A 14,721-nucleotide genomic window follows, 5' to 3' on the forward strand; every position below is an offset into this window, starting at 1 on the left:
CGGTGGCAATCAGTAACCGATTCCGTGACCAAGGAGACCCGCTCGCCCTCTCCGTGGTGTGCAGCACGTCACGGATGCCGAGAGCCGCCGGGAGTCGCCGAGAGCCGCCGACACTCCCCGCGAGCCAATGAGACCGGCGTGTGTCGCGTCCCGCCATAGGCTCGGCGCCATGAACTCTTCTCCTGCCGCGCCCACCAACTCAGCGAACTCAGCGATCGCGCTGCGCCTGGAGCTGCTCGGCGCCCCCGTCCCGGACCACGCCGCCCGCTCCGACTTCGACCGCGAGACCGACCGCCTCGTGGCGCCGATCCTGGCCCGCCAGCGCGAGCTGACCCGCCGCCTGGCCAACCGCCCGTGCGCCGCGGACCGGCGCATCCAGGCCTTCCTGGACTCCTACCTCGACGGCGCCGCCGCGCAGCCGAGGCTGCCCGGGGCGACCTTCGTCCTGGACCAGCCGGGCCTGGCCCGCGCGCTGTCCCTGCCGGTGGACGCCACCAGCTTCACCTCCGACTACGTCGAGAGCTACAGGGTGCTCTCCGGCGTCCTGCACAACCCGCGCAACGACCGCCGCACCACCGCCGGCGTCTTCCACGTCGCCGAGGGCGGCCTGCCCATCCCGGACGACAAGAAGGCCGTGCCCCGCGACGTCTTCGCCCGCGTCCTCGCGGCCGCCGTCGACGCCCCCGACGACCTCATGACCCTGCCGTGGGCCTCCACCCAGGCCGATCCGGCCCGCTGCTTCGTCTCCCTGCTGCTGCGCCCCGTCGTCGTGCCCGAGGTACCCGGCTTCTCCGCCGAGCGCTCCATGGAGATCCGCTTCATCGCGCCCGGCGGCCTGGTGTCCAACCTCGACTTCGTCGAGGGCATCTTCGGCAACGGCGGGGACCCCTACCTGCCTGAGAACGACGCCTCCCTGGCGCCGGAGTCGTGGACCGGGCACACCGGCTGCGTCATCCTCGCCCCGCACCTGACCCGCCTGACCAAGAAGGAGCTGGGGCTGCCGGCCTGGGAGGAGGCCACCGAGCGCCAGCGCCGCGACGGCATGTGCTGGCGGGGCGCCGACGAGCCCTACAACGACGGCAAGGCCTTCAAGCTGGTGGCCCGCGACGAGCGCGGCGTCATCGTCACCATTATCGCCGACAACTACTACGGCTACTGCAAGAAGGAGGTCAAGACCCAGATCAGCTACTCGGCCAACCTGTTCGGCTGCGTGGAGGAGGAGCACTCCGGCGGGGCCCTGGCCTTCCCGCGCTACAACCTGGGCCAGGAGTACACCGACGTCCACACCCCCGCCGGCGCCACCGTCGAGCGGGTGCTCGCGCGCAACCCCGGCCGCTTCGAGGCGCGCGCGGACGGCTCGGCGGTCCTGCTCGACGACGACGGCCGCCCGGACGAGGGGATTGTCCTGGTGCCCGCGGGCGCGCACTTCTCCATGCGCACCCAGACAGTGACCTGGGACCGCGCGGACGGCCGGGAGGCCTCCATCCCGCTGCTGGCCGACCGGGTCTACATCGCCCCCGGCGGCTACCGGGTCCACGCCAAGCACCGCGAGGGCGACGCCACCCAGTGGCACCTGGTGGGCACCGCGCCGTGGGCCACCCAGGCGCACAAGCCCGCCACCGTCTCCGGCGGCGGCAAGTCGGAGATCTCCAAGTCCCTCCTGGACGCCTTCGTGTTCGGGGAGGCCTACGTGGGCGACGTGGACGCCGACCTCGACGCCGTGCAGAAGATCCTGGACGGCGACTACGCCGACCGCTTCGTGGACCCGGCCAACAAGAGCGCCCACCACCGCCCGATCCTGTCCGAGCGCCGTTCGCTGGGCAGCGTCATCAAGCTGCTGACGCCCTCGAGCATGTACACCGAGGAGTACAACGCCTTCCTGGAGTCCATCCCGGCCCACATCAAGGAGCTCATCTTCACCGTCAAGCGCTACTACCAGCCCGGCTGGGGCGCGGACTGGCGCAGCCACTTCTCGGTCGGCATTATCAACGGCCGTAAGGGCAACTCGCTGCGCCTGGACGGCGAGGTCATCAAGGTCAACATGCTGCGCGTGGGCTTCGAGGACGACGGCGCCTGGCGCCTGCTGTCCCTGCGCCCGGACTTCTCCCCGGCCGCCAAGGTCCAGACCGAGGACGACATCACCTCCTCGATCGTGGCGCCCGGCGGCCTGGAGTCCACGGCCGGCTCCAGCGTCTCGCGCAAGTTCGTCACCAACTGCGAGTCGCTGCTCTTCCAGCGCCCCGACGACGCCATTGTGCGCGGCTACGACAAGCAGACCGAGCGGGACATGTCCGGCACGGGTCTGTTCATCTCGAACTACCAGCCGCTGACCCCGGCCGACGCCCGCGCCATGGTCGCCGACGCCCCCGGCCTGTCACGTTTCACCGAGCCCATGCAGGAGCTCGTGCGGCGCGCGGCCGCGATCCCCGAGGCGGCCGACCCGCGCGAGGAGACCTACTGGACCTCGACGGCGAACCCGCGCCTGGTCGGCGGCGCGCCCACCAGGAACCCGCGCTACCTGCAGGTGCGCCCGGACATCGCCAACCCCCGGGACGTCGCGCTGGCCGACCTGTCCATCCACCTGTGCCGGGACGCGCCGCTGGCCGCCCCGGCGCGCCATGGCGTCGACGTCGTCGCCGCGGGACGCCGCAACAACCCGCCCGAGCCGGGCGTGCCCGCGCTGTGCGCCTACAACCCGCTGCACTACATGGAGCTGCCCGAGCTGTTCATGGAGTTCATCTCCTCCATGACCGGCAAGTCGCCCTCCACCACGGGCGCGGGCAGCGAGGGGGCGCTGACCAAGTCGCCCTTCAACGCGCTGCCGCCCGTCTACGACCTCAACGCCGCGCTGCTGTCCTACGCGCTGGGCGGCTACGACGGCTGGCTGAGCTCGGCGGGCTACATCGGCCCGAAGGTCAAGGTCGCCCACGACATCTCCCTGCTGGTGCCCGAGATCTTCTCGCGCATGACCCCGCAGGAGCGCGACGCCCGCGCCCTGATCGAGGCCGGCTACCTGGAGCGCCTGGAGGACTTCGACCACGAGGGCCGCCGCATCGAGGCCTCGCGCCTGGGCTACCGCATGAACGCCGCCTTCGCGACGGCCTACTTCGGGCGCATCTTCCTGCACCCCGACGTCGTGTTCACCGAGGAGATGCTGCGGCCCGAGCTGCAGGACCCGGCGGTCTTCGCCGACTCCGTGGAGGTCATCGTCGCCACCCACCGGGTCGTGGCCAAGCACTACGTCGACGACGGCTCCATCCAGTGGGCCGTGCCGCCGCTCAAGGCGCTGCTGGAGATCATGTACTCCGGGCGCTCCGAGGAGGGGTGGACGCTGTCGAGCCCGGAGCTGCGCGCCCTGTTCGAGCGGGAGAACATCCTGGCCTCCGACTGGTACGCGGAGCGCGTGGACGCCAAGGTCGAGCGCGACCGCAAGCAGGCAGAGTCCGCGATCGCGGCCCTGACCCGCTTCACCACGACCCAGGGCAACGAGGAGGTCACCGAGCGCCTCGATATCGAGGGCCGTCTGGCCTCGGCGCGCGCCTGGCTCGACGAGGTCACCTCGCCGGCCTACCGGGCGCACCTGGTGGGCACGCTCGGCCTCCAGCCCTCCCTGGCCTGAGGCCCCGGACGTCCCTCACGCTGGCGCCCCTCGAGAGAGACGTTTTCGTACGAGGTCGGCGGTGTCACCGTCTATCTCATCCGAAAATGTCTCTCTCGACGAGGCGGGGCTGCGGCTACAGTCTCTTCATGAGCGCGCCGACCGCACCCACGAACACGCCCAGTGCCCAGCCGCCCGCACCCTTCGCCGAGAGCCCCGACGCCGTCGCCGCCGCCTGCGGCACCAGCCCCGACGCCGGCCTGAGCGAGGCCGAGGCCGCCCGCCGCCTCGGCTCCGACGGCCCCAACGAGCTGCCGAGCGAGCCGCCGGTCCCCGCCTGGCGGCGCCTCCTGGCCCAGTTCCAGGACCCGCTCGTCTACCTGCTCATTGTCGCCATCGTCGTCTCCGCGATCGCCTGGGTCCTGGAGGGCGCGCGCGGCGTCCCCGTGGACGCGCTCGTCATCCTGGCCGTCATCACCCTCAACGCCGTGCTCGGCTTCGTCCAGGAGAGCAGGGCGTCCGACGCCGTCGCCGCCCTGTCTGAGATGACGCGGGCCACCAGCACCGTCCTGCGCGGCGGGAGCCGCCTCACGGTGCCCTCCGCCGACCTGGTCCGCGGCGACGTCCTCGTCCTGGGCGAGGGCGACCAGGTGGGGGCCGACGCCCGACTCCTGTCCGCCGCCTCCCTGCGCGTCGTCGAGTCCTCGCTGACCGGCGAGGCCGACGCCGTGGCCAAGACCGCCGACGCCGTCGCGCCCGACGCCGACCTGGCCGACCGCACCTGCATGGTCCACCGCGGCACCTCCGTGGCCCAGGGCACCGGGCGGGCCGTCGTGACGGCGACGGGCGCCGGCACCGAGATGGGCGGGATCGCCCGCATGCTGCAGGCCGTCGATGAGGAGGACACGCCCCTGGAGAAGGAGATCCACGTCATCTCCAAGACGCTGGGGGCGATCGTCGTCGTCATCGCCGTCGTCGTCGTGGCCACCCTGCTGCTCCTGGCGACCGAGCGCACCGCCGAGACCTTCATCGACGCCCTCCTCCTGGGGGTCTCGCTGGCCGTGGCCGCTGTCCCCGAGGGGCTGCCCGCGATCCTGTCGGTCGTCCTGGCGCTCGGCGTGCAGCGCATGGCCCTCCACAAGGCCGTGGTCAAGCGGCTCACGAGCGTGGAGACCCTCGGGTCGGCCTCGGTCATCTGCTCGGACAAGACCGGCACCCTCACCCGCTCGGAGATGACCATCCAGGAGGTCGCGACCGCCTCGGGCACCACGGTGGTCACCGGCATCGGCTACGCCCCGCACGGCGAGGTCGCCCCCGACGCCGACCGCGACGGGCGACCCGACCCCGAGCCGCTGGCCGGGGCCCTGCGCGACGAGGTCACCGTGGTCCTGTCCGGCGGGGCCATGGCCTCCGACGCCGAGCTGGCCGTGGACGACGGCGCCTGGAGCGTCGTCGGCGACCCCACCGAGGGCGCCTTCCTCGTCGCCGAGCGCAAGCTGGGCACACAGGGGAGCCGGGAGGGCCGCTTCGAGCGGGTCGGCGAGGTGCCCTTCACCAGTGAGCGCAAGCTCATGAGCGTCCTGTACACCGACGCCAAGCACGGCACCACGATCATCGTGTCCAAGGGCGCCCCGGACGTCCTCCTCGAGCGCTGCACCCGGGTCCGCGAGGGCGGCCCCGTCGGGGGCGCCGGCTCCGGCGTCGGCGGCTCCGACGACGGTGCCGGCGGGGTCGTCGGGGCGGCCGTCCCGCTCACCGAGGAGCGGCGCGGCTCCTTCGTCGAGCACATCCAGGACATGTCCGGCCGGGCGCTGCGCACCCTCGGGGTGGGCTACCGGGTGCTTCAGGAGGACGAGGCGCGCCGGGTCGCCCTCGCCGCCGGGGGCGGGGACGCGGACCTCTCCGAGCTGGAGAGGGACCTCGTGCTCGCCGGCGTCGTCGGCATTATCGACCCGCCCCGACCGGAGGCGGCCACCGCCGTCGCCGAGGCGCACCGGGCGGGCATCCGGGTCCTCATGATCACCGGCGACCACCCCGCCACGGCCGGGCGCATCGCCGCCGACCTGGGCATTGCCGAGCGCGGGGCCCGCGTGCTCACCGGCGGCGAGCTGAGCCGCATGGACGACGCCGAGCTCTCCAGGGCGGTGGCGACCACCAGCGTCTGCGCCCGGGTGGCGCCGGAGCACAAGATGCGGATCGTCAGAGCCCTGAAGTCGCAGGGTCACACGGTCTCCATGACCGGCGACGGCGTCAACGACGCCCCGGCCCTGCGCGCGGCCGACATCGGCGTCGCCATGGGCGTCACCGGCACCCAGGTGACCAAGGAGGCCGCCGCCATGGTGCTGGCGGACGACAACTTCGCCACCATTGTCGACGCCGTGCGCGAGGGGCGGCGCATCTTCGACAACATCAAGAAGTTCCTGCGCTACCTGCTGTCGTCGAACATGGGCGAGGTGCTCACCGTCTTCGGCGGGGTGGTGCTGGCCGGCGTCATCGGCCTGAGCGGGCAGTCGGCCTCCGGCGTCGTGCTGCCGCTGGTGGCCACGCAGATCCTGTGGATCAACCTCATCACCGACTCCGCCCCGGCCCTGGCCATGGGCGTGGACCCGAGCGTGGAGGACGTCATGGGGCGCCCGCCCCGCAGGCCCGAGGACCACGTCGTGGATGCCGCCATGTGGGGCGGGGTGCTCCTCATCGGGGCCGTCATGGCGGCCGCCACGCTGGGCACCCTCGACATCTTCCTGCCGGGCGGGCTGGTCGATATCACGGGGGTGTCCACCGACGACCTGGCCACGGCCCGCACGGCGGCCTTCACCACGCTCGTGCTCGCCCAGCTGTTCAACACGTTGAACTCGCGCTCGGAGACGGTGAGCGCCTTCAGCCACCTGCTGGTCAACCGGTGGCTGTGGGGCGCAATCGCGCTGGGGGTGGCGGCGCAGATCGCCGTGGTGGAGGTGCCCCTCCTGCAGGCGGCGTTCTCGACGTCGAGCCTGGACGCGGTGCACTGGGGCGTGACGGCGGCGATGGCCTCCCTGGTGCTGTGGTTCGACGAGGCCCGCAAGGCGGTGCGCCGGATGCGCGCCCGCTGACGCGCCGCACCCCTCGAGATAGACATTTTCGTACGAGGTAGACGGTGACACCGCCGATCTCGTACGAAAATGTCTATCTCGACGCCGGCAGAGCGCCGGCGCCGCCTCACTCCCAAACGGCGGTGGCCAGGTCCACCCCGTGGGCGGCGGCGTTGGCCTCGACGACATCCTTGAGCCAGGCGGCCAGGCCGTCCTCGATCCTGTCGTAGTAGGCGGTGAAGCGCGGGTCGGCGACGTAGCCGCGGGCGATGAGCACCTGCTTGGCATAGGTCGCGTCGAACCACTGGTCGATGCTCGCGAGGTGCCGCTCGGCCAGGGCGTTGGCCTGCTCGCTGCCGGGGGCGACGCCCTCGCGCATGGCGGCCGCCAGGTCGGCCTCGAGGACGCCCGTCTCCTTGGCGACGCGCGCCCAGTCCCACCGGGTCATGGCGGCCTTGCGGGCGGCCGACTGCGCCCACTCCTCGGTGTCGCCCCAGCGCTCCTCGGCCTCCTCCTGCCAGGCGGGGCCCCACTCGGCGCCGAGGATCTCGGCCTGCTGCTGCGGAGTCAGGTTCTGCCCCATGCTGTTCCTCTCCATCATCGTGTCGACCGCCCGGAGCATCCGGGTCAGGTGAGCGATGCGGGCCCGGAGCAGCTCGCGCTGGCGGGCCAGGTGCGCGACGGCGTCGACGTGCGGGTCGTCCAGGACCTGGGCCACCTCGGCCAGCGGCATCCCGGTCTCCCGGTAGACGAGCACCCGGTGGATCCGGGCGACGTCCTCGGCGCTGTAGAGCCGGTAGCCGGCCCACGAGCGGGCCGAGGGGACGACCAGCCCGATCTCGTCCCAGTGGTGCAGGGTGCGCACGCTGACGCCGACGAGCCCGGCGACCCGCCCGACCGTCATCTCGCCGGGCCCCTCGGCCCGGCCCTGCGCAGTGTCCGTGAGCTCCATAAGCACAGCATCTCTCACGCCCGACAGCATGGGCCCTCACGCAGCGCGAGGGTCAAGACGAGGGCCGGCGCAGGTCGGTGCGGGCCGGCTGGATCCCGCGAGCGCCACGATCTGATGTTCACAGGAACTTGCCAGGATTCATGGGGGTAAGTTTTCAGGCGGGTCGGGTTACATAGTAATCGCCGCCGGACGGAGCGGGCCGCGAGGGTTGGGGAACCCGGTGACCGGGTCGTTTCCGAGACGGAGCCGGGTCTTAGGGAGCCCGGCACCGGTCGCTCTGGCGAAGGAGGCGCGCTCCTCCGGATTTGGGAACCCGGAGTTGAGCCCCTCGACGACAAAGGCCCGCGGGCCGGGAGAGACAACCCGGCTCCGCGGGCCGCAGTCGTGTGTGCCGCCGTCGAGCCCCGCCAGCCGCCCCCTTCACCGAGATCGGTTCAGGCCGGCGGCCGCGGGGTGCGACGGCGTGCGCCAAGCGCCTCCGCGGCCGCGCGCTCAGCGTCGCCGTGCCGCCGTCGCACCCCGCACCGGACCTGTTCGGAGCCCGCACGGCGCGGCGCCGCCCGACCCGAGGAGCCCGCACAGACCGCATGATCTATACGATCTACTCGGACCCTATGCGGCCTCCGCCCCGCTCCGCTCCTCGGCGGTCGGCACGGGCACCAGCCGCTCCTCGACCCCGCGCACGCGCATGACCGTCCAGTAGCACAGCGATCCGAGCGGGGCGGCGATGAACCAGGAGAACGGGGCCAGGGTCTGCAGCAGCGGCACTGGGACGAGTGCGATGCACAGGGCGATGATCGCCGCCGGAATGAAGGCGATCAGCGCATTCATATTGACTCCGCGGTGGTAGTAGTACCGTCCGTCGCGCGCCGGCGAGTACAGGTCCCGCAGGTCGACGCGTGCGCGCTTGAAGTAGAAGTAGTCAATGACGAGAATCCCGAAGAAGGGGCCCAGGAGCGCCCCCAGCGAGCCCAGGAAGTAGGTGATGGCCGCAGGGCTCCCGTAGAGGTTCCAGGGCGTGACCGCAATGGAGGCGACGACGGCGACGATTCCGCCCACCCGGAAGGAGATCCGCTTGGGGTTGACATTGGACAGGTCGAAGGCCGCCGAGACGAAGTTGGCGACAATATTCACCCCGATGGTGGCCACAATGAACCCGATGCTCACCACGTAGAAGACGATGTCGTTGTCGACCAGGGACAGCAGCTCGCCCGGGTCGTGGATGGCCACTCCGTAGACCTCGATGGCCGCCGCCGAGCACAGGACCGACGTCATGGCGAAGGCGGTCCAGTTCAGCGGCAGGCCGAGCAGGTTGCCCATGACCATGGAGCGCGAGCTCGGCGCGTAGCGGGCGAAGTCGGAGAAGTTGAGCATGAGGGTCGCCAGCGTGCCGACCGTCAGGCCCACCGTGACCAGCACCTGGTGAGCCTGCGTGCCCGCCGGCGGCGCCACGCCGTCGGCGTTGACCGTCCAGTGGAACTGCCATCCGGCCCGGGAGAGCATCCACAGGCCCAGGCCGATCATAATGGCCCAGATGGTGGGGCCCGCGGCCCCCTGGAAGTGCCGGACCGCCTCCATCCCGCGCCACACGATGACCAGCTGGACGGCCGACAGGATCAGGAACGCCAGCCACCCGGAGAGCCGGAGGCCGAGGAACGAGGCGCTCCACGTCAGCATGCCCGGGAATATGCGCATGAGGAGCAGCTCCAGGGAGATGGAGGCGAGGTAGGTCTGAATGCCGTACCAGGCGATGGCGACAACGCCCCGGACGATCGCCGGGAAGTTCGCGCCCCACACGCCCCAGGTCACCCTGCTGATGACGGGGTACGGCGCGCCGGTCTCGTAGCCCATCTGCCCCGAGACGCAGCACGCCGCGAAGATGATCACGGTGGCGACGAGCACCCCGATGACGATCGCGAGCGGCGTCATGCCCATGAGCGTCCCCGTCCCGATGAACAGGGCGGCGGCGAATGTGTAGTTCGAGGCGTTGTGCGCGTCGTTCATCCACAGGGAGAACAGCGAGTAGCTGTTCCAGCTGCGGTCGCTCGCGCGCGCCGGGGCCAGGTCGTCGTTGAACAATCGTCCCGCGGTGTCGCCGCGGCGCAGCTCGTCGTGGCGGACGTCCAGTGCTTTCATGTCTTCTTCTCCTCACACCGTTGTCAGGTAGCGCGGGCCTGGCTGAGGGCTCGGCTCACCGCCGTCGCGGTGGCCGGCTGTCGTCACCGGCCCGCACCGTGACGACGACGGGCGCCCCGCGCCCGGGGCGCGCGATCGGCAGTGCGCCGCTCCCGCCGGCAGCCGACGGGCCTCCCCGCACCGGCGGTCGGCCTCAAGGTCTCCGACGTCGGAGGCCGCGGCACCCCGGTGGCCCCGCCCCGCCGGCGTCCCGGCGGGGCGGAGGCGGGAGCACGGAAGCGCTGAGGCCCGCGGAGCCGCCGGGCGAAGCGGCCGGCGACTCTGCGGCCGCTCAAGCGGACAGCCCGACCGCGGTCGGGGCGTCGACGGCCGGGTCCTCGGCGATCGGCTCGAACTCGGTGACGGCGTCGATCGCGCCGCCCATGGAGATGTTGGTGACGCGCTCGAGGATCGCCTCGACGACGACGGGCACCCGGTCCCGCTCGGCGAGGCCGCGGGCCCGCGCCAGCGCGTCCCCGAGCTCGTCGGGGGTGCGCGCGCGGATGGCGTGGCACCCTAGGGCCTTGACGACGCCGATGTGGTCGACGCCGTAGCCCTCGGTCTCGGAGGCGTTGATGTTCTCGTAGGAGAGCTGGACCTGGTAGTCCATGTCGAAGCTCCTCTGGGACTGGCGGATCAGTCCCAGGTAGGCGTTGTTGACGACGACGTGGACGTAGGGGATGCGGAAGTGCGCGGCCACGGCCAGCTCCTCGATGAGGAACTGGAAGTCGTAGTCGCCCGAGAGCGCCACCACGGGGGTGTCCGGGTCGGCGACGCACGCGCCGATCGCGGCGGGTATGGTCCACCCGAGCGGGCCCGCCTGCCCGGCGTTGACCCAGTGGCGCGGCCGGAAGACGTGCAGCATCTGCGCCGCCGCGATCTGGGACAGGCCGATGGTGGTCACGTACCGGGTCTCCGGCCCGAAGGCCCGGCACATCTCCTCGTAGACGCGCTGGGGCTTGAGCGGCACGTCGTCGAAGTGGGTCTTGCGCAGCAGGGTGCGCCTGCGCTCGTTGCAGGCCTCAACCCAGGAGCCGTACCGCTCCAGGGGGCCGGAGTAGCGCTCCTCGGCCGCCTCCAGCAGCACCCGCAGCGCGGCCCCGGCGTCGGAGACGGACCACAGGTCGGGGGCGAAGACGCGCCCGATCTGGGTGGGCTCGATATCGACGTGGACGAACCGGCGCCCCTTGCGGTAGACGTCCAGGCTCCCGGTGTGCCTGGCGGCCCAGCGGTTGCCGACGCCGATGACCAGGTCGGACTCCAGGAAGGTGGCGTTGGCGTAGCGCTGGGAGGTCTGGATGCCGACCATGCCCTGGGCGAGCCGGTGGTCGTCGGGGATGGACCCCCAGCCCATGAGGGTGGAGATGACCGGCACGTCCAGGTACTCCGCCAGGGCGACGAGGTCCCCGGCGGCGTCGGCGCTCATGACCCCGCCGCCGGCGATGAGCAGCGGACGCTCGGCGGCGTCGAGCATGTCCAGGACGCGGTCGGCCTGGGTGCGGGACATCGCCGGGACCGCGACGGGGAGCGGCTCGTAGCAGTCGATGTCGAAGTCGATCTGGGCGACCTGGACGTCGAAGGGCAGGTCGATCAGGACCGGGCCGCGGCGCCCGGAGCGCATGAGCTGGAAGGCCTTGGCGAGGGTGCCGGGGACCTGGGCGGCCTCCAGGACGGTCACGGCCATCTTCGTCACGGGCGCCGCTATGGAGGAGATGTCGACGCCCTGGAACTCCTCCTTGCTCAGCATGGGCACGCTCGCCTGACCGGTAATGCACAGGATCGGGACGGAGTCGGCGGCGGCGGAGTACATGCCGGTGACCATGTCGGTCCCGCCGGGGCCCGAGGTGCCGATGCACACGCCGATGTTCCCGGCGCCGGCCCGGCTGTACCCCTCCGCCATGTGGGAGGCGCCCTCGACGTGCCGCGCGAGCACGTGCCGGATCCCCCCGTGGTTCTTCATCGCGGAGTACAGGGGGTTGATGGCGGCGCCCGGGACCCCGAAGGCCTGGGTGGCGCCCTCCTTCTCCAGGATGAGGACGATGGCGTCCACTGCTCTCATGAGTGTCATGGTTCTCTGCTCCAATCGGTGGGATGTGCGCCGCCGGGCGGCCCCGTGCGGGGCCGCCCGCGGGTGTCACAGCGTCCGCCAGGCCTCCCGCAGCACGCGCTTGGCGTCCGCGACGACCGCGCGGCTGCGCTGGCCGCCGCGGGGCTGCACCTCGAAGGCGACGATGCTGCGCTCGGGGGCGTCGGGGCGCAGGTAGCCGATGTCGAGCAGGGCGCGGAGGAACTCGCGCACCTGCGGGACATTGCTCTCGCCCCGGGGGTGGCCGAAGTACGGGTGGAGGTCCCCGTAGTCGGGGTGGCTCGGGTCGCTGATGACGCAGTTGCCAATGTGGGCGTGGTTGATGAACTCCCGGGTGGCGCTCAGCGCCTGGTGCGGGGTCTCTCCCTGCATCGGCAGGTGGGACAGGTCGACCATGAGGCCGAAGTCCGGGATGGCCTTGCGCACCTCGTAGGCGAGCTCGCAGGCCATGCGGTTGGTGCCGACGAGGGCCTTCTTGTCGGTGGAGTCGTCGAAGGTCTCCAGGGACAGCACGAGGTCCCCCTTGGAGCGGGCGTAGCGGCCGAGCTGGACGATCGAGTCGGCCAGGAGCTCCAGCGCCCGGTCCCGCTCGCCCGCCGGCGGCCTGGGGCCCGACAGGAATCCGAACTTCCCCGCGCCGAGCTCATAGGCCTGGTCGATGCCCCCCTTGAGGACGTCGATGGCGTGCGCGCGCTCCTCCTCGTCTGGCGAGTTGAGGTCGAGCCGGCCCTTGAGGACGTAGGGCTGGCCGCCGAAGCCGACGGCGACGCCGGCGCTGTCCAGGAGGTCCGCCACGCGCCGGCGCTCGGCGTCGTCGTCAATGCGGGTGACCTCGATGGCGTCGAAGAAGTCGTCCTCGACGATCTCGGCGACCGCGTCCGCGACCGGCTCCTGGCCGCTCTGGGCGAAGGGGTAGGCCATGAAGTGGACGATCCCGACCTTCATGTAGTCGTGCAGTGACTCTTTCATGCTGTGTCTCCTCGGTCTTCTCGTAGCCGCGCGCCCGGCGGGTGCGCGTGGTGGGTGGTGTGCGGCGGGTGCGCGCGGCGGGCCGCGCGGGTGGGACGGTCAGCCACGGCGCTCCAGGACCGTGCGCGCCGCCCGGGCGATGTCGGCGGCGCGCAGCCCGAAGTAGTCGAAGAGCTCATCCATGGTTCCGGACACCCCGAAGACGTCCTTGGTGCCGATCCGCTCCAGGGGGGCGGGCAGACGGGCGCCCAGGGTCTCGGCGACGGCGGATCCCAGGCCGCCCAGCACGGAGTGCTCCTCGGCGGTGACGGCGCAGCCGGTCCTGGTCACCGAGGCGACGACCGCCTCGACGTCGAGGGGCTTGACGGTGTGCAGGTGGAGGACGTCGGCCTCGACGCCCCCGGCGGCGAGCAGGTCGGCGGCGCCGAGGGTCTCGGAGGCCATGCAGCCCGTCGTGAGCAGGGTGACGTCCTCGCCCTCGCGCAGCCGGACCGCCCTGCCGATCTCGAAGGGCGTGTCCTCATCGGTGACCACGGGGACGGGGAGCCTGCCGACGCGCAGGTACACGGGCCCGTCCAGGGCGTGGGCGGCGTGGACGGCCTTGCGCATCTCGACGGCGTCGCACGGCACGACGACGGTCATTTCGGGGATGGCCCGCATGATCGCGACGTCCTCCAGCGGCAGGTGGGTCGCCCCCTCCTGGGCTGCGGTGGTGCCGGCGTTGTGCCCGACGATCTTGACGTTGCGCCGGGAGTAGGCCACCGAGACGCGCACCTGGTCGAAGCCGCGTCCGGTCAGGAAGTTGCCGTAGGCGTTGGCGAAGGGCACCCGTCCCAGGGCGGCCATGCCGGCCGCGGTGCCGACGATGTCGCACTCGGCGATGCCGAGGTTGAAGAACCGGTCCGGGAACCTCTCCTGGAAGCGGTCGGTGTAGTTGGCCTTGGCGCAGTCGCCGTCGAGCACGAAGACGTCGTCGTGCTCGGCGCCGATCTCCACCAGCCCCCGGGCGTAGCCCTCGCGGGGCTCCCGGGGCTCGTGACGCTGGGTCATCGCAGTTCCTCCAGAGCGGTGGTGAGCTCCTCGTCCGTGGGGGCGAGCCCGTGGTACTTGGCGGTGTTCTCCATGAAGGACACGCCCTTGCCCTTGACGGTGCGGGAGATGATCGTGGTGGGGGCGCCCCTGGTGCGGGCGGCCTCGGTGAGCGCGTCGTCCACGGCGCGCAGGTCGTGGCCGTCGACGTCGATGACGTTCCAGCCGAAGGCCCGCCACTTGGCCGGCAGGTCGCCCAGGGACTTGACGGACTCCACGGTCCCGTCCAGCTGGATGCCGTTGACGTCGACAATGGCGCAGACGCTGTCCAGGCCCCGGGCGGCCGCCGTCATGGCCGCCTCCCAGATCTGGCCCTCCTGGCTCTCGCCGTCGCCGATCATGACGTAGTAGCGCGCGTTCAGGCCCTCGTAGCGGGCCGCGAGCGCGGCCCCGTTGGCGATGGAGAGCCCCTGGCCCAGCGAGCCGGACGAGGAGTCGACGCCGGGCAGGTGGGTGTTGGAGGGGTGGCCCTGGAGCCGGCTGCCCATGGCCCTGAAGGTGAGCAGCTCCTCATGGGGGAGGTAGCCGCGCGCAGCCATGACCGCGTAGTACGCGGGCGTGCAGTGCCCCTTGGACAGGAAGAACATGTCGCGCCCGTGCCACAGCGGCTCCTGGGGCCGCACGCGCATGTGCCGCAGGTAGAGGACGACGAGCGCGTCAACGGCCGAGAGGGAGCCTCCCGGGTGACCGCTGCCGGCCTTGTGGGTCATGCGGACGATGTCGCGCCGGCACTGGCGCGCCACGTCCTCGAGCTCGGCGAGCTCCTGGTCATTGAGCATGGTTT

The 14,721-nt window shown here is 71.7% G+C and carries 8 protein-coding genes; 2 read left to right on the forward strand and 6 right to left on the reverse strand.

Going from position 1 to position 14,721, the window contains the following annotated elements:
• Positions 1–169: 169 nt before the first annotated feature.
• Positions 170–3,619 (forward strand): hypothetical protein, encoded by a 3,450-nt coding sequence (locus tag AIF0345_RS16225; protein WP_285296735.1) that lies wholly within the window; start codon positions 170–172, stop codon positions 3,617–3,619.
• A gap of 128 nt (positions 3,620–3,747) precedes the next feature.
• Positions 3,748–6,687, forward strand: a complete 2,940-nt coding sequence (locus AIF0345_RS16230) for a cation-translocating P-type ATPase (RefSeq protein ID WP_285296736.1) — start codon at positions 3,748–3,750, stop codon at positions 6,685–6,687.
• A 106-nt stretch (positions 6,688–6,793) separates the two neighbouring features.
• On the opposite strand, the gene AIF0345_RS16235 is transcribed toward AIF0345_RS16230, so the two are convergent.
• The 6 genes from AIF0345_RS16235 to AIF0345_RS16260 all read right to left on the reverse strand — a co-directional run bounded on the left by AIF0345_RS16235 (position 6,794) and on the right by AIF0345_RS16260 (position 14,716).
• Positions 6,794–7,624: a MerR family transcriptional regulator gene (locus AIF0345_RS16235; RefSeq protein ID WP_302473225.1), complete on the reverse strand. Its 831-nt coding sequence runs from the start codon at positions 7,622–7,624 to the stop codon at positions 6,794–6,796.
• A gap of 606 nt (positions 7,625–8,230) precedes the next feature.
• The gene (locus AIF0345_RS16240) at positions 8,231–9,754 is read right to left on the reverse strand and encodes an NCS1 family nucleobase:cation symporter-1 (protein WP_285296738.1); all 1,524 of its coding nucleotides are present in this window, start codon (positions 9,752–9,754) and stop codon (positions 8,231–8,233) included.
• Positions 9,755–10,085: 331 nt separating this feature from the next.
• Positions 10,086–11,861: a glyoxylate carboligase gene (gcl, locus tag AIF0345_RS16245; protein WP_302473221.1), complete on the reverse strand. Its 1,776-nt coding sequence runs from the start codon at positions 11,859–11,861 to the stop codon at positions 10,086–10,088.
• A 66-nt stretch (positions 11,862–11,927) separates the two neighbouring features.
• On the reverse strand, positions 11,928–12,848 hold the full coding sequence (locus AIF0345_RS16250; RefSeq protein ID WP_285296740.1) for a sugar phosphate isomerase/epimerase family protein: 921 nt from the start codon (positions 12,846–12,848) through the stop codon (positions 11,928–11,930).
• A 99-nt stretch (positions 12,849–12,947) separates the two neighbouring features.
• A complete protein-coding gene (locus AIF0345_RS16255; protein ID WP_285296741.1) occupies positions 12,948–13,898 on the reverse strand; it encodes a transketolase family protein in 951 nt (316 codons plus the stop codon).
• Positions 13,895–14,716, reverse strand: a complete 822-nt coding sequence (locus AIF0345_RS16260) for a transketolase (protein ID WP_285296742.1) — start codon at positions 14,714–14,716, stop codon at positions 13,895–13,897. The genes AIF0345_RS16255 and AIF0345_RS16260 overlap by 4 nt, the downstream gene beginning before the upstream one ends.
• Positions 14,717–14,721 lie beyond the last annotated feature (5 nt).

Source organism: Actinomyces israelii (genome assembly GCF_030253495.1).
Lineage (GTDB): Bacteria > Actinomycetota > Actinomycetes > Actinomycetales > Actinomycetaceae > Actinomyces > Actinomyces israelii.